Origin of the sequence: Roseomonas sp. FDAARGOS_362, assembly GCF_002754815.1 — a bacterium.
GTDB classification, from domain to species: domain Bacteria; phylum Pseudomonadota; class Alphaproteobacteria; order Acetobacterales; family Acetobacteraceae; genus Roseomonas; species Roseomonas mucosa.
In genome coordinates this window covers 1,466,764-1,485,752 of record NZ_CP024588.1, presented here as the reverse complement: position 1 = coordinate 1,485,752, position 18,989 = coordinate 1,466,764, and the positions used below count along the sequence as shown (strand labels likewise).

The following is an 18,989-nucleotide window of genomic DNA, read 5'->3' as shown; positions in this document are numbered from 1 at the left end:
CGGCCCGCTCGCGTCAGGGAGCATGACCGGCGCGGATCGCCGGTGGGCGGGATATGGACTGTTGCAGTGCAGGATGCAAGCGCGGCCGTGGACGCACGGGTCGGCGCTGCGCCCGGCGCGGGGCGGGGGCTGCTCCGGCTCCGCCCCAGATCCCTGGCGCCCGCCCGCCCGCCCGCCCGTGCGATGCCGATGCCGCGAGCGGCCGTTCCGGATTCCGGCCGAATCCCCCATCCGCGCGTTGTGGCGGTGTCGGAAAGGGATGAACGCGATGGACGACAACCGGGTCTGGGATTTCGAGACGAGCCTCTGGACCGCCGATGCCAAGCATTACCGCGACTCGATCGACGACGAGTGCCTGATGGTCCTGCCCGAACCGCCCTATGTGATGAGCGGGCAGCAGGCTATCGCGGCGGTGTCGGACACGCCGCGCTGGACCAGGGTGACGCTGAGCGAGCGGCAGGTGATGCGCCCGCAAGAAGGGCTGATCGTGGTGGCCTACAAGGCCGAGGCGGAGCGCGAGGGCTCGCAGCCCTACGTGGCGCACTGCACCTCCACCTACCGCCGCCTGGGGCATGAGGAGTGGCGCGTGGTGCAGCACCAGCAGACCCCGCCGCTCACCGTGGGCGGCTGATCCGCGCCGGATCGACGCGAATCGCCGCGCGGCGCTACCTGTGGCGCGGGAAGGGCGCGAGGCGGACATGACGGCGCGGAGCCATCGCTACAGGGTCACGGTGGTCTGGACGGGCGACCGCGGCGAGGGCACGGCGCATTACCGCGCCTATGGCCGCGACCACCGCATCGAAGCCCCCGGCAAGCCGCCGGTCGAGGGCTCTTCCGACCCGGCCTTCCGCGGCGACTCCGCCCGCTGGAATCCGGAGGAACTGCTGCTCGCCTCGCTCTCCGCCTGCCACAAGCTCCAGTACCTGCATCTCTGCGCCGAGGCCGGGGTGGTGGTGACGGCCTATCGCGACGAGGCCGAGGCGGAGATGGTGGAGGAGGGCACGGGCGGCCGCTTCGTCGCCGCGACCCTTCGCCCGCAGGTCACGATCCGCGCCGGCTGCGACGCGGAACTCGCCTGCACCCTGCACCATGCGGCGCATACGCGCTGCTTCATCGCCAGCTCGGTCAATTTTCCGGTGGCCTGCGAGCCGGCGATTCGGGAAGCGTAGCCTCGCCTCAGGCCGTCGGCAGGCGGCGGAATCCCGGTTCGTCCGGCGCCTCGGAGAAGGATTCCACCAACTCGTCCACCCGCGCCAGAGGCGGGCCCAGGCGGCAGGCGGACAGTACGTCGCGCACGGCGGCCTCGTCGCCGGACAGGAGCGCCTCCACGGACCCGTCCTGCCGGTTGCGGACCCAGCCGGCGAGACCGTGCGCGCGCGCCTCGCGCAGCAGCCAGTCGCGGAACCCCACCCCATGCACGCGGCCCCGGATGCGGATCAGCCGGGCTGCCATCAGTGCGTCCTTGCTAGGAAGAGCAGCCGGGCGGACAGTGCCACGTCGGCCGCCAGCCTCTCGCGTCGGGCCAGGGCCTCGGCATCTTCGCCCCAGAGGGCTTCCTGGTAGGTCTCGTCCAGGATGGAGAGCCGGTGCGCGGCGACCGGGTCCAGCGCCCCGGCCGAGAGCGCCAGGCCGAGCACGAGGCTGCCCAGCGCCGGCACGGCGAGGCCCAGGGCGGAAAGCTCCAGCGGCGAATGCTGCGCCACCACGCCATGCAGACGCTCCAGCGCCTCCGGGTCCTGCCGGCGGTAGGCGATGCCGCTGGTCGGGTGCAGGCGGGCGCCATGGCAGGCCGCGCACCAGTCGAGGATGGGGTCCCAGTCCGCCGCCTCCAGTGCGGCGAGGCGGCGATCCTCGGCGCGGTAGCAGAGCAGGTCGGTCTCGGCGTAGCGGGCAATGGCTTCCACCGTTGGGCCGGGGTCCGGTGCGATCCGGTCCAGCCCGGTGCCGGCGAGGCGGGTGAGCGGCACCTCGTCCAGGCTCATCTCGCCGCCCTTCCCGCCGCCCGCCTGCTGCCACTCCCCGGCCACGGCCTCGGCCAGCGGGCGGCTGGGCAGGGTGAAGCCAGCGGCGCGGCCATCGACGCCGGGCAGGCGCAGCGGCTTTCCGTCGAGCGTGATGGCGAAGCCGCCAGGCACCTCGGCATAGTCGGCCCGGTCCCAGAATCGCTTCATCGCGGGTCCTCCGGAGCGGCTCCACCCCATCCGGGCGGGGGCGGAGCACTTCTCTCCCCTCTGCGGTTGGCGGAAGCGCTCTCCCGGCGGAACGCTCCGCGACAATTCGTTCCCGGCCCTCGCCGAACCTTCGGCTGGAGGGTTTCCCGACGGGAACAGCAGGCTTCCCCTGATCTAGACCAGATCGTCGCCATGGCAAATGCGGCCGGAGCGCTGCCCGCTCCGGCGTGTCAGCGCCGCAGCAGGCCCCGCAGCAGGTCGCCGACGCCGCCCTGCCGGTTCTCCGGCGCGGCCGGGGCCGGCACCGGCCCCTCGCGCCCGCCCCGGGCGATCCGGAGCTGCGCGGCGCAATCGGCCTCGCTGTCGCCTTCGCCGAGGATCTGGCCCAGAGCCTGGTTCAAGGTCTGGCCCAACGTGCCGCCGGGATCGTTTCGGCGGTTCGAGAGCTCCTTCAGGATCGCGGCGCCGGCGCTGGCCGCGCCCTGCGGATCGGCACGCAGGCGCGGCTGCGCCAGGGCGCCGTCCACCACCACTGGGATGGCCAGACCGATGCCGCCGAGGCGGGCGCGGGGCAGCAGCCGCAGGTCCAGCCGCTCCTGCCCCAGATCGACCGAGCCGGAGCCCAGCACGCTGGCGATGTCGGTTTCCAGCAGCATCGCCTGGGCGCTGGCCACGCCGTCCCGCGCCTGGAGGCGCAGGGCGAGGCAGCGCACCGCCTCGCTGCCGTTGCGCGGGGCATTGGGGAGCAGCAGGCGTCGCAGGTCGCCCGCCACCGCGTCCAGCAGGCTGATATCCACCCGCCCATCGGCCAGGGCGAGGCCGAGCGAGCCGTTCAGCCCGGCGGCCATCTCGCGCAGCGTCCTTCCCCTGGCAGACAGCGCGGTTTCCGCATCGAGCATGCCGCTGACGCCACCGGGCAGGCCCAGGGCGGGAAGCAGCGCCGCGAGGTCGACCGAGGGGGCATGGGCGGAAACATCCAGGCTGGGCGGGCTGGCCGTGCCCTCCGCCGCCACGCGCAGAGCGATCCGGCCCCCCGCGCCGTCGATGGCCAGCGGATCGGCCAGCAGCCGCCCGCCATGCAGGGCCAGCACCGCCTCGCCGTTGCGCCAGTCCAGCCGGCCGGCGCGCAGCAGCCCGACCCGGAGGCGGAGATCGGCCTCAAGCGCGGCGAGGCGGTCCAGCGGCACCGGCAGGTCGGGAATGACCTTGCGGCTTCCGGTGGGCAGGGCGGGTGGTGCGGGGGCGGCCGGGGCGGTGGGCGTGGCGCCGCCGGCATCCTGGCCCGCCCCTTGGCCTGCCCCCTGGCCCGCATCCGCCTTCGCCGGGGCGGGCGGCAGGGGCGGCGGGATGGCGTCGAGATCGAGCCGTGCGACGTCGATCCGCCCGTCCACCGCCGGCACGCTGCCGGGCCGCAGCCGCAGATCGCCCGTCGCCTCGGCCTGTTCCGAACGCAGGGAAAGGTTCCGCAGCCCGACCCAGCCATCCGCCTCGCCCACCAGATGCGTGCTGGCCTCCAGGCCCCGCAAGCCGGGCAGGGGCAGGTGCGCCCGCTGCCCGAGGGTGCGGAGGTCCTGGATCTTCAGGGAAAGGTCCATCGCCGCGCCTTCGGGGCCCGGTCCCGCCAGCGTACCGCCAAGGGACAGGGCGAGATCCTCGCCGGTCACCGAGAGCTGCAGCGGCCAGGGGCCGCCCCGGCCCGACCGCACCGCCCGCGGCGGCGGCAGGTCGGCCCTCCAGCTCAGCGGCAGGTCGCCGATCTGGGCCTCGCCGGTGGCGGAAACCCGGGCGCCGAGATCCGGTGCGGTGACCGTGATGGGGCCCAGCGAGATGTCCGGCCCGCTGTCGCGGCGGGGCAGGTCCACCTTGCCCGCGGCGAGGCGGATCGACGTCGGCCCCCCAGGCGCGAGGTCCATATCGAGGGCAAGGTCCTCGGCCGGCGGCAGCGCCAGTCCCGGCACCAGCATCGCCAGCCGTGCGGTGTTGTCGGCGGAGACCCTGAGCCGGCCGGACCAGACGTTTCCGGAGAAGGTGCCCGAAAGCTGCGCCTGTATCCCCTCGCCGGACAGGGAGGCGTCGATGGGCCAGTCCTGGGCGGAGGGCCGCCCCGGCTGGGTTCCCGATTGGGCGGAAAGCAGGCCGGACAGGCTGCCGCCGCGCGCGTCCAGCGACAGGGCGAGACCCCGGAAGCCGACATCGCCCATCATGCGGAGCGTGCCGTCGCCCTCGGTGTGCAGGGCCAGCGCAGGCAGCGCCAGCTGCTCCGTCTGGCCGGAACGCATGTCGTGCCAAACCGCCCTGCCGTCGCGCAGCTCCACCTGGCGCAGCTCCACCGCATAGCCCTGGACGGGGCGGCCCCCGGTGGAAGCGGCACCCGGTGCCGGGGCGGGCCGGGAATCGGGCGCCTGCGCTGGGGCAGCGGCCGGATGGAAGCGCCAGTTGGGCTGCCCCGCGGCATCCGTCTCCAGCAGCAGTTCCGGCGCCACCACCGTCAGGTGCCGGATCTCCAGCCGCTGCGACAGCAGCGGCAGCAGCGCCACCTCCGCCTCCACGCGGCGGGCGGTGAACATCTCGGGCCGCGAGCCGCCCGGGGCATTGGCGAAGCGCGGGCCTTCCAGCACCACGGTCGGCACCAGGGCCAGCTTCAGCCCCACGGGGCCGGACAGGGTGAACGGGCGGCCCGTGGCGGCGGTCACCGCGCTTTCCACACGCCGGCGCAGGTACTCGCCATCCAGCAGCACAGACAGGGTGGCATAGCCCAGCAGCGGCAGGGCCAGCACCACCCCGCCCGCGATCCACCAGCCCCGGCGGCGGCGTGGCGGGGTGGGCTCGCGGCCTGGCGGAAGCCCCGCGGGCGGTTTCAGGGGTGGTCCCGGCGGGCGCCCGCCATCCATCGGCGCCTCGGGCGTGGCCATTAGCCGCGTATCCAGCGGGAGCGAGGGGTCTTCGGGCGGTCGAAGCCGAGAAAGACGAAGGTCTCGTTCATGTGCGGCGGCAGCGGCGCCGCCACCTCCAGCCGCCCGCCCTCGGGGTGCGGCACGGCGATGGCCCGGGCATGCAGGTGCAACTGGCCAGACAGGTCCTCCAGATGCGCCGCCGAGCCGCCATACTTGCCGTCGCCCACGATCGGGCATTTCAGCGCCGAGGCGGCATGGACGCGGAGCTGGTGCGTGCGGCCAGTGAGCGGGTTCATCTCCAGCCAGGCGGCATGGCCGCGCGCCGCGTCCACGGTGCGGTAGTCGGTGACGGCGCGGGTGCCCTCGCCATCCTCGGCCGGGGCGGTGCGCTCGCCACGGGCGCCGGCCAGCTTGGCGAGCGGCATGTTGATTCGCCCCTCACGCGGCGTGGGCACGCCGGCGACCACGGCCCAGTAGGTCTTCTCCGCGTCGCGCCCCCGGAAGGCGGCGGCCAGCTTCGCGGCGGCGGCGGCGGTGCGGGCCAGCAGCAGCACGCCGGAGGTGTCGCGGTCCAGCCGGTGGACGAGGCGCGGCCGCTCCTCCGCGCCGAAGCGCAGCGCGTCCAGCATGGCATCGAGGTTGCGGGTGATGCCCGGCCCGCCCTGGACCGCCAGCCCGTGCGGCTTGTCGAGCGCGATCACGCTGTCGTCGCGGTAGATCACCATGCGCTCCAGCATCGCCGCGTCGCGTTCCGAGACCTCGCGGACCGGCTTCGGCGCCGGGGCGCTGGGCATGGGCGGGATGCGGATCTCCTGTCCGGGGGCGAGGCGCGTGCCGGTCTCGGCCCGCTTGCCGTCGACACGGATCTGCCCGGTGCGCAGCATCTTCTGCAGCGCACCCTGGGTCAGGGCGGGATAGTGCCGGCGGAACCAGCGGTCGAGGCGCAGATCGGCCTCGTCTGCCGCGACGGAGCGGGTGGAAACGGTCATGACGGGGCGGGTTTAGCATCGCCGGGGGCCGGGCACAGCCCGCCGCGACGTGGTTCCGTGGCGACGGGCGCGGGCAGGAGGCCGGCGCCCATCCCCGGCAGCCGGGCGCCCGGGCCATGCGGGCGCGTTGAGAGGGGGAGGCGACATGCGGGCCGAACCGGGGCAGGTTCGGCCCAACCACGCCACCGGAGCAGCAGGGCCCAGCATGAACCAGCAGGACGACACCCACTTCTACGAGCCGGCCAAGGGCCACGGCCTGCCGCACGACCCCTTCAACGCCATCGTCGGGCCACGTCCGATCGGCTGGGTCTCCACCCAGGGCCAGGATGGCAGCGTCAACCTCGCGCCCTACAGCTTCTTCAACGCCTTCAACTACACGCCGCCGATCATCGGCTTCTCCTCCACCGGGGCGAAGGACAGCCTTCGCAATGCGCGGGAAACGGGGGAGTTCGTCTGGAACCTGGCGACGCGCGAGCTGGCCGAGGCGATGAATGCGAGCTGCGCCCCGGTGCCCTACGGCACCGACGAATTCACCCTGGCCGGGCTGGAGAAGGCGCCCTCGCGCCTCGTCGCGCCGCCGCGCGTGGCGGCGAGCCCGGTGCAGTTCGAATGCAAGGTCTCGGAGATCGTCCAGCTCAAGGGCTATCACGGCAACCCCGCCCAGGCCTGGCTGGTGCTGGGGGAGGTGGTGGCGGTGCATATCCGCCGCAGCCTGCTGAAGGAGGGCATCTTCGACACCTTCGGCGCCGGGGTGATCCTGCGCGCCGGCGGGCCGAGCGCCTATGCCGCGATCAGGCCGGAGAACCGCTTCGACATGCGCCGGCCCGGTTGAAGGGCGGCCGCCGGGTGCCTCCCGGCGGTCAACCCTCGGCCTGCCCTTCGTTCCGGCGCTGCGCCCGCAACTCCTCCCACTGCTCCAGCCGCGCCGCCACCCGGGCCTCGGCGCCCCGGTCGGTGGGGCGGTAGAAGCGGCGCCGCGCCATCCCTTCGGGGAAGTAGTCCTGGCCGGAGAAGGCATCCTCCTGGTCGTGGTCGTAGGCATAGCCCTGACCGTAGCCGAGCTGCTTCATCAGCCTGGTCGGCGCGTTCAGGATATGCGCGGGCGGCATCAGGCTGCCCGTCTCTGCCGCGGTGGACTGGGCTTCCTTCCAGGCGACATAGGCGGCGTTGGACTTGGGTGCCGCGCCCAGATGCAGCACGAGCTGCGCCAGGGCCAGCTCCCCCTCCGGCGAGCCGAGCCGCTCATAGGCCTGCCAGGCCGCCAAAGCGAGGTGCAGCGAGGCGGGATCGGCGGCGCCGATATCCTCCGAGGCGAAGCGCAGCAGGCGGCGGGCGATGTAGCGCGGGTCCTCCCCGCCCCGGACCATGCGGGCGAACCAGTAGAGCGCGGCATCCGGGTCGGACCCCCGCAGCGACTTGTGCAGGGCCGAGATGAGGTTGAAATGCTCCTCCCGGTCCTTGTCGTAGAGCGCGGCGCGCCGGGCCAGCAGTTCCGATAGCCCCCGCGCATCCAGCGGCGCCGTGCCTTCGGGCAGGGCGAGAAGCTGTTCCGCCATGTTCAGCAGGTAGCGCCCGTCGCCATCGGCCATGGCGCGCAGCGCGGACCGCGCCGCCTCGTCCAGCGGCAGGGGGCGCCCGGCCTCCGCCGCCGCGCGGTCCAGCAGCAGGTCCAGCGCCGCGTCGTCCAGCCGCCGCAGCACCAGCACCTGGCAGCGCGAGAGCAGGGCGCCGTTCAGCGCGAAGGAGGGGTTCTCGGTGGTGGCGCCGACCAGCACCACCGTGCCGTTCTCCACCACCGGCAGGAAGCCGTCCTGCTGCGCCCGGTTGAAGCGGTGGATCTCGTCCACGAAGAGCAGCGTGCCCTGGCCGTTCTGGCGCCGGGCGCGCGCCTCGTCGAAGGCGCGCTTGAGGTCGGCGACGCCGGAGAAGACCGCCGAGAGCGGCGCGAAGCGGAGCCCCGCTTCCTCCGCCAGCAGGCGCGCGATGGTGGTCTTGCCCACCCCGGGTGGCCCCCAAAGGATCAGCGAGGCCAGGGCGCCGCGGTCGAGCATCCGGCGCAGGCTGCCCTGCGGGCCGAGCAGGTGGTCCTGCCCGACCACCTCCGCGAGGCGGCGCGGGCGCAGGCGGTCGGCCAAAGGGGTCGCAACCGGGGCGCCGCCGGAGCGTGTGGCGCCCGGTCCGGATGCGGGGGCTTCGCCGCTGGTCTCGTGTGGCTGGCCGAACAGGTCCGGCGCGGCATGGGGGGCCTCGGGGGCACGCTTGGGCGGCATGCGACGCAACCTAGCGCATCGCCGGTCCGCTGGGGACCGCCCCTCTCAGCGCAGCCGCGGCTCCTGGCGGTAGCCGCGGCTGCCCGGCACCTCCGGCGGCGGCGGCACGGGCGGCGTGGTACGGACGGGCCGGATGTCGCGCTGCGCGGTGGCCCGCATCGAGGGCGGGCTTTCCCAGCCTTCCTCGGGCGTCAGGCGGCGCGAGGAGGGGAGTTCCGGCAGGCGCATGGCCAGGGCGCGGATGTCGTCCTGGATCTCGTCGAGCTGCGCCTCCAGGGATTCCAGCCGGCCCTTCACGCCGAAGACGCTGAAGGGCATCAGCAGGAAGGCGATCGCCGCCAGCAGCAGCAGCAGCGCCACCACGAGGCCCGACCATTCAGGCAGCCCCGGGATCGCAAGGGAATTGATCAGTTCGGACGGCACGCTCAGCCCCCGGTGACGGACATGTGACGATGCAGTGCAGGACGAGCCTGCCTCCGGTCAATCACGAAGTCATGTCCCTTCGGCTTGCGGGCGATGGCGTCGCGGATCGCCGCCTGCAGACCGGCTTCCCCAAGCGCCGGGTCGCGCAGCGGGCGGCGTAGGTCCGCGGCATCCTCCTGTCCCAGGCACATGTAGAGCGTGCCCGTGCAGGTGAGGCGGACCCGGTTGCAGCTCTCGCAGAAATTGTGGGTCATCGGCGTGATGAAGCCGAGGCGGCCGCCGGTCTCCGCCACGCGGTAATAGCGCGCCGGGCCGCCGGTGCGGTGGTCGCTTTCCTCCAGCGTCCAGTTTAGACGCAGCCGCGACCGCACCAGCGAGAGCGGCAGGTACTGGTCCGTGCGGTCGCCGCTGATCTCGCCCAGCGGCATGGTCTCGATCAGGGTGAGGTCGAAGCCGTGTTCACCGCACCATTCGATCATGCGGTCGAACTCGGCCTCGTTCACGTCCTTCAGCGCCACGGCATTGATCTTCACGGCCAGGCCGGCGGCCTTGGCGGCGAAGATGCCTTCCAGCGTCTGGTCCAGCTTTCCCCAGCGCGTGACCGCGCGGAAGGTGCCCGGGTCCAGCGTGTCGAGCGAGACGTTCACCCGCCGCACCCCGGCGCCGTAGAGGTCGCCCGCCAGCTTCGTGAGCTGCGTGCCGTTGGTGGTGACCGTCAGCTCCCGCAACCCTCCGCCATCCAGTCGCGCGCCCAGCGAGCGGAACAGGGAGATCACGTTGCGCCGGACCAGCGGCTCCCCACCGGTCAGCCGGATGCGCTCCACGCCCAGGTCGATGAAGGCGCCGCAGAGCCGGTCCAGCTCCTCCAGGCCGAGAACCTCCGCCTTCGGCAGGAAGGTCATGTCCTCCGCCATGCAATAGACGCAACGCAGGTCGCAACGATCCGTGACCGACACGCGTAGGTAGCTGATGCGGCGCCCGAAGGGGTCCTCCATCGGAGCGGGTGTCGTGGCAGGGAAAGGGCCGGTGAAGGCGGTGCCGGCGGAAAAGGGGAGGGGCAGGTCGGTCACGATGGCCTTGGCGTCTGTGGATGGGCCCGGCGAAACGACGGCGGTGGCCTTCCGATGTGGCGGGACACGGGCGCCGCCGCAAGGCCCTGTCGGCACGGCACGGCACAGCCCGGCGCCGGCCTCAGCGGTCCGGCACGATCTCCAGCGTCACGTGCACCGTGTTGATCAGCAGCTTGCCGGCATGTTCGAAATTGACCGTCACGCGCTCCCCGGTCACGGACTGCACCTGTCCGATGCCCCAGTCCGGGCGCGACGGATGGCGCACGCGCATTCCAGGCTCGATCAGGTCGCTGTTTCCGGCGGACATGCCGGCAGAATGGCACCGGCCAGCACCGGGTGTCCATGACGGGGCCCATCACGGAGGCGCAAGGAAGGGCATGCGTTCATCTTGCGGCAACCCCTGATCCGCCAGAGAGCATGCTTTCCCACGGAACCGATACCGGAATGCGATTCGACCTATCCCTGACCCAGGATCTCTGCGCCCGCCTTTGCCACGACCTGGGCGGGCCCCTGGGCAGCGTGTCCGGTGCACTCGACCTGATCGGGCCGGTGGACGAGGCCGCGCTGGTGGCTCGCGAAAGCGCCGAGGTGCTGGAAGGCCGGCTGCAGCTCTGGCGCGCCCTGGCCGGCGCCGGCACCGGCCCGCTGGACCGCGAGGGCCTCGCTGCGCTGCTGGCCGGCGGCTTCGGCGGCAGCCGCGTTTCCGCCGACCTGTCCGGCATGGAGGATGGCGAGCTCCCCGCCACCATGGCCCGCGCGGCCCTGGCGGCCGCCATGCTGGGCGGCGAGGCCCTGCCGCGCGGCGGCGTGGTGCATCTTTCCGGCGGTGCCGGCGCCCTGCTGGTGGTGCCGGAAGGGCGGAACGCCCATTGGCCGCCCGGCTTGGCCCTGGCCCTGGCGGGAGAGACGGTCAGCGGCCCGCGCGAGGTGCTCGCGCCGCTGCTGGTCTCGCTGGCGGAAACGGCGGATTGCCGGCTGGACATGGTGCCGTCCGGGACCGACGGGATCGATGGGCTGAGCCTGCTGCCGCTCTGAGCACGGGAGCGGGGATCGCCGGTAGGGCCGCCTCAGCCCCTCCTGCCGCGCAGCCCCGCTGCGTCGAGCGCCTGCCGTTCCGATTTCGCGGCGCACTGCCCGGCCTCGGCCTCCCGCCGTTCCTGCAGCCGTTCCACCGCCCGTTCCGTGGCCCTGGCCGCGGCCAGGGCCACGCGCGCCTGCTCCGCCGCGGCCTCCGCCCGCCGCACGGCTTGCGCGGCCTCGCCCCGCTGCCGCAAACCGAGGGGAAGCCAGGCCGCATGGTCGCGCGGCTCAGCGGCCAGCGCCGCCTCGCGCCGCAGCGCCTCCTCCGCCGCCTGGACGGATTGCTCCGCCGCCGCGAGCCGCGACAGACGGTCGCCGAAGGCGCGCTTCGCCTGCTCTACCTCGGTCGCCCGCAGCCGCCGCAGCACGGCCAGGGGATCGCGCGCGCCCGGCCGGCTCATGCGCCCTCCATGGCATCCGCCAGGCGGTGGAAGGCGTCCTCCACCGTCCCGCGTTCCTCCCGCCCCTGGGCGAGCACGGCCTCGATCCTGGGTGCCAGGCGGATGGCCTCGTCCACCGCCGGGTCGCTGCCGGCGCGATAGGCTCCCAGCCGCACCAGATCCGCCATGTCCCGGTGCAGCGACAGGATCTTCCTCGCCCGCGCCAGCAGGGGGCGTTCCTCGGGCCGCAGGCAGCCCGGCGAGGTGCGCGACAGCGAGCGCAGCACGTCCACCGCCGGATAGCGCCCCGCCTCTCCGATGGCGCGGTCCAGCACGACATGGCCATCGAGGATGCCGCGCACGGCATCGGCCACCGGCTCGTCATGGTCGTCGCCCTCCACCAGCACGGTGAAGAGCCCTGTAATGCTGCCGCCGCCCGTGCCTTCCGCCGCCATGCCGGCGCGTTCGAGCAGGCGCGGCAGTTCCGCGAAGACGGAGGGAGGATAGCCCTTCGTGGTGGGCGGCTCCCCGGCCGCCAGCCCGATCTCCCGCAGCGCCATGGCGAAGCGGGTGACGCTGTCCATCAGCAGCAGCACGCGCTGCCCCTCGTCGCGGAAGTGCTCGGCGACGCTCATTGCCGCCAGGGCCACGTCACGGCGTTCCAGCGGCGAGGCGTCGGAGGTGGCGCAGACCACCACGCTGCGCGCCCGCCCTTGCGGCCCGAGATCGTCCTCCAGGAACTCCCGAAGTTCGCGCCCCCGCTCCCCCACCAGGCAGATCACCGCCACGTCACAGTCAGCGCCACGGGCCAGCATCGACATCAGCGTCGATTTGCCGACGCCCGAGGCCGCGAAGAGGCCCAGGCGCTGCCCGCGCCGGCAGGTGGCGAAAAGATCGAGCGCCCGCACGCCCAGGTCGATCCTGTCCCCCAGGCGTGCGCGCAGCCCGGCCGGGGGTGGTGCGGCATGGAGTCGGCTGCGCCGAGGCCCCGGCGGCGGAGTCGTTCCGCCGTCCATGGGGCGCCCATAGGCATCGACAACTCGCCCTAGCCAGCCGGCCGACGGGGCGATTCCGGCCTCCCCATCGAGCCACACCGTGTCTCCGACAGCCACGCCATCCGGCCTGCAGTCCAGTGCCGCCTGGACGCATCCACAATTTATACCAATCGCCTCTAATCTGAGACTATTTCCATGATCTGAGGACATTCGTAGTTGGGAGCCCAGGACGAGAGGGGGATGGAAGCCGGATAGTGTCACAGCCTGGCCGAGTACCGATTCTACCATGCCGTACCTGTTAACTATGTGTTTTTGACTAATAATTATTGATAGGGCCTGGAGGCGGGAGACTAGGGGAAGGTGAGGGTCCATGTCTTTTAAGATTTCCGTCTCATGTCTTCATTCGCTCAATCTCTAAAATGACCCTTTTCAGTTTCCGAATTATGAGGCCAAATACACGCATAAGGTGTGGAGCAAAAAAGATGCGAGTTCTTCTGGTTGAAGATGATCTCACGACCGCCCGCGGCATCTCCCTGATGCTGAAGTCGGCCTCGATGATCGTGGACACGGCCGATACGGGCGAGGAGGCGCTGGAGTTGGCCCGCCTCTACGACTACGACATCGTCATCCAGGACCTGATGCTGCCGGACATGGAGGGCTACGAGGTCGTGCGCCGGCTGCGGGCGGCGCGCATCGAGACCCCGGTGCTGATCCTTTCGGGCCTTTCGCGGCCACAGGCGAAGGTGAAGGGTTTCGGCATGGGGGCCGACGACTTCATCGTGAAGCCCTTCGACCAGCAGGAACTGATCGCCCGCATCCAGGCCATCGTGCGCCGCGCCAAGGGCTTCGCGCAGCCCAGCCTGACGGTGGGCGACATGACGCTCGACCTCGCCTCCCGCGAGGTGACGGTGAGCGGAAGGCCGGTCCACCTGACCAGCAAGGAATATGCAACGCTGGAACTCCTGACGCTGCGCAAGGGCGCGGTGCTGACGAAGGAAGCCTTCCTCAACCACCTCTATGGCGGCATGGATGAACCGGAGGTGAAGATCATCGACGTCTTCATCTGCAAGCTGCGCAAGAAGCTGGCCCAGGCGGGCTGTTCCGACCTGATCGGCACGGTCTGGGGCCGTGGCTATGTGCTGCGGGACCCTGTGGGAAACACCCGGACTGCGAAGACGCTGAAAGCCGAGGAAAGCCCTAAGATCCCCCTCGTCGCCGCCTGAGAGAGGCGGATCAGGCCAGGGGGCTTTGGTTGTCGCGTGATGGCGCCGCCCTACCGTGACGGCACGGTAGCGGCGCCGCGCAGCCGGTGCGGTCCGCGTTCGCCGGGCAGGGGCACCAGGCCGTCGGTCACGCCGAGCACCGTCTCGGCTCCGCCCAGGTAGAGCAGGCCATCCGGCGCCATGCGCCCGGCCAGCGCCTCCAGCACCCGGCGCTTGGTCGGCGTGTCGAAATAGATCAGCACGTTCCGGCAGAAGATCACGTCGAAGCGGCCCAGTCTGCGCAGATCCTCCAGTAGGTTGCCTTCCGCGAAGCGCACGCTGGCGCGCAACTCAGGCGAGGCGCGCCAGCGCGTGCCTTCCTGTCGGAAATGCTTCACCAGCAGCTGGATCGGCAGGCCGCGCTGCACCTCGAACTGGCTGAAGCTGCCTTCCTGCGCGCGGGCCACCACCTCGCGGCTCAGGTCGGTGCCGAGAATCTCGCAATCCCGGCCGCCCAGCTGGCCCCGCAGCTCGTCCAGGATCATGGCGATCGAATAGGCTTCCTGCCCCGTGGAGCAGGCGGCGGACCAGATGCGCAGCGCCTGTCCGGGCGGGCGGGCGGCCGCCAGTTCGGGGAGGATGCGGCGCAGATGATCGAAAGGCTTGCCGTCGCGAAAGAAGGAGGACTCGTTGGTGGTCAGCGCCTCGGTGACCTCGCGCGCCAGCCCCTGGGCACCGGGGCCCTGCAGACGGCTGGCCAGGAGCTGCAGGTCGCGCAGACCGTGGCGGCGGAGCAGGGGAGCCAGCCGGGTTTCCAGCATGTAGCCCTTGTCCTCGCCCAGCACGATGCCGGAACGCGCCTGCACCAGCGTGGCGATGGCCGACAATGCCGTGGCGGTCATGCTTCCACCCCCGCCGCGCCGCGCCGCGCAAAGGCCCAGCGTTGCTGCCGCAGCCGCTCCGCCAGTCCTTCCGGCGGCAGCACCGCTTCCGCGAGGCCGGCCCGGGCCACGGCGCCGGGCATGCCCCAGACCACCGAGGAGGCCTCGTCCTGCGCCAGCACGGTGCCGCCCGCCGCCGCCACCGCGCGGCTGCCGGCCAGGCCATCCGAGCCCATGCCGGTCAGGATCACCGCCAGGACGCCCCCCCCGAAGGCGGCGACCAGGCTGCGCAGCATCGGGTCCACCGCCGGACGGCAGAAATTCTCGGGCGGCGCGTCGCTCAGCCGGGAAACCAGCGCCCGGCCGTCGCGCACCGCCAGCATGTGGCGGTCACCGGGCGCGAGATAGAGCCGCCCCGGATGCAGCACCTCGCCATCCCTGGCCTCCCGCACGGGCAGGACCCCCAGGCGGGACAGGTGGTCCGCCAGCATGGAGGGGAAGCCGGCCGGCATGTGCTGCACGGCCAGGACGGGCACCGGCGGTGCGGCGCCCAGGCCGCGCAGCAGCGCCGCCAGCGCCTGCGGCCCGCCGGTGGAACTGCCGATCGCCAGCACCTGCGCTTCCTGCCGCCCGCGTTGCGGCGGGGGAGGGACGGCGGCTGGCCGGGGCGTGCTCCGGCGCATGCGGGCCCAGCCCTTGACCTTCTCCACCAGCTCCGTGCCGAAGGCTTGGCCGGCGACGCCGCCGGCGGCGGCCACGGGCTTGGGCATGTAGTCCACGGCGCCGGCCCGCAGCGCCGCCATGGCCATCGCGGCGCCGCGCTGCGTCAGCGAGGAGGCGACGATGACGCTCGGCCGCGGCTCGCAGCGCAGGAGATGGGGCAGGGCGGTCATCCCGTCCATCACGGGCATCTCCAGGTCGAGCAGCACCACTTCCGGCCGCTCGGCGACAGGCAGGGCGGCGAAGGCGGCGAGAGCGGCGCGCCCGTCGCCCGCCCGGGCGACGATGCGCAGGCCAGGGTCCGCCTCCAGGATGCGGCCGAAGGCGGCGCGGATGGTCAGGCTGTCGTCGCACAGCATGACCCGCACGGGCGCAGGGGTCATGCCGCTCCGCCGCCAGGGGCGAAGCCCATCACCGCCAGCTTGTCCGCCAGGATCGCCTCGTCAAAGGGCTTCATGATGTATTCCCGCGCCCCGGCCTCCAGCGCCTCCATGATCCGGGGCAGGGCGGCCTCCGTGGTGCAGAACATCACCGGCGGGCAGGCCTCGCCGAAGTCCCGCCGCAGCGCATGCAGGCATTCTAGGCCGTCCATCACCGGCATGTTGCGGTCGAGCAGGATCAGGTCGGGCCGCCCCGCCCGGCAGGCGCGCAGGGCCTCCGCCCCGTCCGCCGCCTCGCGCACCATGAAGCCGAGACGCTCCAGCATCCCCCGGGCGACACGGCGCACCACGCGGCTGTCATCCACCACCAGGCAATCGGGCATGTCCCGCCTCCTCATCCGATCGCGAGAAGGCGATCGACGTCCAGCAGGATCAGGAGCTGCCCCTCCTCGCCCGCCATGCCGCGGAAGACGCCCCGCGAGGTTTCCCGCCAGACCGGCTCCAGCGTCGGCGGATTGGGCGCCGCCTCGCCGATGGTCAGCGGCACGACATCGCCGACGCCGTCCACCAGCAGCGCGTAGAGCTCGCTGCCTTGTTCCACGACGACAGCCATGGGACAGGGCGCCCCGGCGGGGCGGGCCGGCAGGCACAGCCGCCGCCGCAGGTCCATCGCCGTGACGATGCGGCCGCGCAGGTTCAGGCTGCCGGCGATCTCGGGCGGCGCCAGCGGGATCGGGGTCGTGGCCTGCGGCAGCAGCACATCCCGCACGCGCTGGACCGGCACGCAGCAGAGCTGCCCGCCCACGGTCAGCGTCAGGAAGACCTCCATGTCCCGGGATGGCATGTCCCGGGGGGACCCTTCCCGGGCAGGGCCCAAACGGACCGCCTCGGTCGTGCTCATGGCCGTCTCCTCACTTCATCGCCATGGCGGGCATCTGCGTCGGCGTGCCGAGGCACTGCCGCAGGGAGGCCAGCAGCCCTTCCCGGTCGAGCTTGCCGACATAGTCGGTGAAGCCCGCCTCGCGCGCCTGACGGATCGCCTCGGGCGTGGTGCGGGAACTGAGCGCGATCATCGGCAGGCCGGACCAGGCGCCACCCTGGCGCAGCGTGCGGGCCAGCTCGATGCCGCCCAGCTCCGGCATCTCGATATCGGAAACGATGGCGTCGAAGCCTTCCTCCGTCTCGCGCAGCCGCAGCGCCTCCGCCCCGTTCGCCACCGCCGTGACCTGGTAGCCGGCGGCGGACAGCATGGGAGCCACGACGCCGCGGAAGAAGGCGCTGTCCTCGACCAGCAGGAGGCGCGTCCGGGCGGTGCCGGCCTCGAACCACCCTTCCCCGCTCTGCTCCAGCCACCAGGCGCAGTCCAGCACCTCCGTGGCACGGCCGGCGATCACCGCCGTGCCGAGATAGCCGGGGCAGGTCGAGGCCTGCTCGATCCGCAGGCCGTCCTCGACGACATCCAGGATGCTGTCCACCATCAGCCCCATGGCGCGGTCGCGCTCGGTGAAGACCAGCACCGCCTGGCGCGTCCCGGCCAGGCCCGGCGCCCATCCCGGCGAGAGCGGCACGAGGGGCATCAGCCTGCCGCGATACTGCGTCATCCAGCGGCCGCCCGAGAACTCGATGCGCTCCACCGGGATGTCCTCCAGCCGCGACACCAGAGCCAGCGGTACCGTCTTGGGCGTGGCGTCGCCGGCGGTGAAGAGCAGCAGGGCCGAGGCCGCGCTGGCGGCGCACGCCACGGCGGGCTTGCGCTCCGCCTCCAGCCCGCGGTCGCTGCCGATGCCGGCGGCGCGCGCGATGCCGGCGGGATCGGCGATCATGATGACGGTGCCGTCGCCCAGGATGGTGTTGCCGCTGAACACGGTGAGGTGCCGCAGGATCGGCGCCACAGGCTTCACCACGATCTCCTCGGCATCGAAGATCCGGTCCACGACGATGCCGAAGAGGTCGCTGCCGACCTGCGTCACCACGACGAAGCCGCCTTCCTCGCCCGCCCCGCCATCCAGCCGCAGCAGGCCGGACAGGGAGACCAGAGGCAGCAGCCGGTCGCGCAGCCGCAGCACGGCGGAGTCCTTGATGCGCTCGATCCGGGCGCCGCTGCCGCCCACGCGCACCAGCTCCAGCACGCCGATCTGCGGGATGGCGAAGCGCTCGCTCCCCGCCTGGACCACCAGCGCGGAGACGATGGCGAGCGTCAGCGGGATCTTCACCACGAAGGTGCTGCCCTTGCCCTCGCGCGAATGCACCTCGACCGTGCCGCCGATGCGCTCGATATTGGTCTTCACCACATCCATGCCGACGCCGCGGCCGGAAACGGCGGTGACGGCGGCGGCGGTGGAGAAACCGGGATGGAAGATCAGCCGCTGCACGTCGCGCTCGCCCATGGCGGCGATCTCCGCCTCCGTCGCCAGGCCCTGCGACAGCGCCTTGGCGCGGATGCGATCCAGCGGCAGGCCACGTCCATCGTCGCCCACCTCCATGATGATGTGCCCGCCCTCATGATAGGCGTTGAGCAGGATGCGCCCGGTCTCCGGCTTGCCGGCGGCGCGGCGCTGCCCGGCATCCTCCAGCCCGTGGTCGGCGCTGTTGCGGACCATGTGCGTCAGCGGATCGCGGATCATCTCCAGCACCTGCCGGTCGAGTTCCGTCTCGGCGCCGCGCATCTCCAGCTCGATGCGCTTGCCGAGCTCGTGCGACAGGTCGCGCACCAGGCGCGGCAGCTTCTGCCAGGCATTGCCGATGGGCTGCATGCGCGTCTTCATCACTCCTTCCTGCAGGTCGGAGGTGATGTGGGAGAGGCGCTGCAGGGGCACCGACAGGGTGGCGTCGTCGCATCCGCGCACGCTTTGCAGGAGCTGGTTGCGGGTGAGCACCAGCTCGCTCACCAGCACCATCAGCTCCTCCAGCACCTCCACCGAGACGCGGATGGTCTGCTGCGCCGCCACGGGGGCGGCCTCCGGGGGCTCGGCGGGTGGGGGCTCGGCGGGTGGGGGCGGTGCGGGCGGAACGGGGGCGGCGGCTTCGGGCGGCGGCTGCACGGTGGGCGTGGGCGCGGCTGGCACCGGCGCGGCGGCTCCAGGGGTCTCGGCCAGCTGTCCCGCATAGGCCTCGTCCAGCGCGTGCAGCAGCGCGGCGTCTTCCCCCTCCATCTCCGCCCCGGTGCCGGCGATATCGGCGACGATGAGCTTCACGCGGTCCAGCGCCGAAAGGATCAGCGTGACGCCGGCCGAGGTGACGGGGAGCTGTCCGTCGCGGTAGCGGCCGAGGAGGTTCTCCGCCGCATGGGTGACGCGCTCCAGCCTCGGCAGGCCGAGGAAGCCGCAGGTGCCCTTGATCGTGTGCACCAGGCGGAAGATCTCGGAAAGAGTCTGGCGGTCCTCCGGCGTTCGCTCCAGCCGCAGCAGCGCGTCGTCGAGGGCCACCAGCCCTTCATTGGTTTCCGTCAGGAAATCGGCGAGCAGCTCGTCCATCGTCGTCCCGCTTCAATCACGGCGATGGCATAGGGCCCCGGTCACGAAGATTCCGTGAAGA

At 72.3% G+C, this 18,989-nt stretch carries 20 protein-coding genes; 5 read left to right on the top strand and 15 right to left on the bottom strand.

From position 1 onward, the window contains the following. The first annotated feature begins 268 nt into the window (after positions 1 to 268). A complete protein-coding gene (locus CTJ15_RS11820; RefSeq protein WP_026033198.1) occupies positions 269 to 631 on the top strand; it encodes a nuclear transport factor 2 family protein in 363 nt (120 codons plus the stop codon). A gap of 67 nt (positions 632 to 698) precedes the next feature. Continuing rightward, a complete protein-coding gene (locus CTJ15_RS11815; protein ID WP_026033199.1) occupies positions 699 to 1,169 on the top strand; it encodes an OsmC family protein in 471 nt (156 codons plus the stop codon). 7 nt (positions 1,170 to 1,176) lie between these two features. Here the strand turns inward: CTJ15_RS11815 and CTJ15_RS11810 are convergent, their stop codons facing one another. The 4 genes from CTJ15_RS11810 to CTJ15_RS11795 form a co-directional block, all read right to left on the bottom strand. Next, on the bottom strand, positions 1,177 to 1,452 hold the full coding sequence (locus CTJ15_RS11810) for an acylphosphatase (RefSeq protein ID WP_019461181.1): 276 nt from the start codon (positions 1,450 to 1,452) through the stop codon (positions 1,177 to 1,179). Further along, the gene (locus tag CTJ15_RS11805) at positions 1,452 to 2,171 is read right to left on the bottom strand and encodes an ATP12 family chaperone protein (protein WP_058389949.1); all 720 of its coding nucleotides are present in this window, start codon (positions 2,169 to 2,171) and stop codon (positions 1,452 to 1,454) included. Before CTJ15_RS11805 ends, CTJ15_RS11810 begins: the two co-directional genes overlap by 1 nt. 230 nt (positions 2,172 to 2,401) lie before the next feature. Continuing rightward, positions 2,402 to 5,083 (bottom strand): AsmA family protein, encoded by a 2,682-nt coding sequence (locus CTJ15_RS11800; RefSeq protein ID WP_099781581.1) that lies wholly within the window; start codon positions 5,081 to 5,083, stop codon positions 2,402 to 2,404. Continuing rightward, a complete protein-coding gene (locus tag CTJ15_RS11795) occupies positions 5,083 to 6,054 on the bottom strand; it encodes an RluA family pseudouridine synthase (RefSeq protein ID WP_058389553.1) in 972 nt (323 codons plus the stop codon). Before CTJ15_RS11795 ends, CTJ15_RS11800 begins: the two co-directional genes overlap by 1 nt. Before the next feature lie 205 nt (positions 6,055 to 6,259). Between CTJ15_RS11795 and CTJ15_RS11790 the strand changes: the two genes are divergently transcribed. Further along, positions 6,260 to 6,886, top strand: a complete 627-nt coding sequence (locus CTJ15_RS11790; RefSeq protein WP_058389552.1) for a flavin reductase family protein — start codon at positions 6,260 to 6,262, stop codon at positions 6,884 to 6,886. Between the two features lie 28 nt (positions 6,887 to 6,914). On the opposite strand, the gene CTJ15_RS11785 is transcribed toward CTJ15_RS11790, so the two are convergent. The 4 genes from CTJ15_RS11785 to CTJ15_RS11770 form a co-directional block, all read right to left on the bottom strand. After that, positions 6,915 to 8,324 (bottom strand): replication-associated recombination protein A, encoded by a 1,410-nt coding sequence (locus CTJ15_RS11785; RefSeq protein WP_058389551.1) that lies wholly within the window; start codon positions 8,322 to 8,324, stop codon positions 6,915 to 6,917. Positions 8,325 to 8,369: 45 nt separating this feature from the next. Next, positions 8,370 to 8,747, bottom strand: a complete 378-nt coding sequence (locus tag CTJ15_RS11780) for a hypothetical protein (protein ID WP_051004836.1) — start codon at positions 8,745 to 8,747, stop codon at positions 8,370 to 8,372. A 2-nt stretch (positions 8,748 to 8,749) separates the two neighbouring features. Beyond that, complete coding sequence (gene moaA / locus CTJ15_RS11775) at positions 8,750 to 9,742, bottom strand: GTP 3',8-cyclase MoaA (protein ID WP_058389550.1); 993 nt, start codon at positions 9,740 to 9,742, stop codon at positions 8,750 to 8,752. A 196-nt stretch (positions 9,743 to 9,938) separates the two neighbouring features. Then, positions 9,939 to 10,124 carry a DUF3553 domain-containing protein gene (locus CTJ15_RS11770; protein WP_019461189.1) on the bottom strand — a complete coding sequence of 62 codons (186 nt, stop codon included), beginning with the start codon at positions 10,122 to 10,124 and terminating at the stop codon, positions 9,939 to 9,941. A gap of 137 nt (positions 10,125 to 10,261) precedes the next feature. Here CTJ15_RS11770 and CTJ15_RS11765 point away from each other — a divergent pair, with 137 nt between their 5' ends. Continuing rightward, positions 10,262 to 10,852 carry a histidine phosphotransferase family protein gene (locus CTJ15_RS11765; protein ID WP_058389549.1) on the top strand — a complete coding sequence of 197 codons (591 nt, stop codon included), beginning with the start codon at positions 10,262 to 10,264 and terminating at the stop codon, positions 10,850 to 10,852. Between the two features lie 32 nt (positions 10,853 to 10,884). Here the strand turns inward: CTJ15_RS11765 and CTJ15_RS11760 are convergent, their stop codons facing one another. Next, complete coding sequence (locus CTJ15_RS11760) at positions 10,885 to 11,298, bottom strand: hypothetical protein (RefSeq protein ID WP_058389548.1); 414 nt, start codon at positions 11,296 to 11,298, stop codon at positions 10,885 to 10,887. Further along, positions 11,295 to 12,644 carry a FliI/YscN family ATPase gene (locus tag CTJ15_RS11755; protein ID WP_058389547.1) on the bottom strand — a complete coding sequence of 450 codons (1,350 nt, stop codon included), beginning with the start codon at positions 12,642 to 12,644 and terminating at the stop codon, positions 11,295 to 11,297. Before CTJ15_RS11755 ends, CTJ15_RS11760 begins: the two co-directional genes overlap by 4 nt. Before the next feature lie 110 nt (positions 12,645 to 12,754). Between CTJ15_RS11755 and ctrA the strand changes: the two genes are divergently transcribed. Continuing rightward, positions 12,755 to 13,495 carry a response regulator transcription factor CtrA gene (gene ctrA, locus CTJ15_RS11750; RefSeq protein ID WP_037250923.1) on the top strand — a complete coding sequence of 247 codons (741 nt, stop codon included), beginning with the start codon at positions 12,755 to 12,757 and terminating at the stop codon, positions 13,493 to 13,495. 50 nt (positions 13,496 to 13,545) lie between these two features. Here the strand turns inward: ctrA and CTJ15_RS11745 are convergent, their stop codons facing one another. The 5 genes from CTJ15_RS11745 to CTJ15_RS11725 form a co-directional block, all read right to left on the bottom strand. Beyond that, positions 13,546 to 14,376 (bottom strand): protein-glutamate O-methyltransferase CheR, encoded by an 831-nt coding sequence (locus CTJ15_RS11745; RefSeq protein ID WP_058389546.1) that lies wholly within the window; start codon positions 14,374 to 14,376, stop codon positions 13,546 to 13,548. Further along, the gene (gene cheB, locus CTJ15_RS11740) at positions 14,373 to 15,458 is read right to left on the bottom strand and encodes a chemotaxis-specific protein-glutamate methyltransferase CheB (protein ID WP_226946116.1); all 1,086 of its coding nucleotides are present in this window, start codon (positions 15,456 to 15,458) and stop codon (positions 14,373 to 14,375) included. Before cheB ends, CTJ15_RS11745 begins: the two co-directional genes overlap by 4 nt. Beyond that, positions 15,455 to 15,838: a PleD family two-component system response regulator gene (locus CTJ15_RS11735; RefSeq protein WP_019461196.1), complete on the bottom strand. Its 384-nt coding sequence runs from the start codon at positions 15,836 to 15,838 to the stop codon at positions 15,455 to 15,457. Before CTJ15_RS11735 ends, cheB begins: the two co-directional genes overlap by 4 nt. Before the next feature lie 11 nt (positions 15,839 to 15,849). Then, a complete protein-coding gene (locus tag CTJ15_RS11730) occupies positions 15,850 to 16,299 on the bottom strand; it encodes a chemotaxis protein CheW (RefSeq protein WP_226946115.1) in 450 nt (149 codons plus the stop codon). A 67-nt stretch (positions 16,300 to 16,366) separates the two neighbouring features. Beyond that, positions 16,367 to 18,928, bottom strand: coding sequence for a chemotaxis protein CheW (locus tag CTJ15_RS11725; protein ID WP_099781578.1), 2,562 nt, complete (start codon positions 18,926 to 18,928; stop codon positions 16,367 to 16,369). Positions 18,929 to 18,989: the final 61 nt, after the last annotated feature.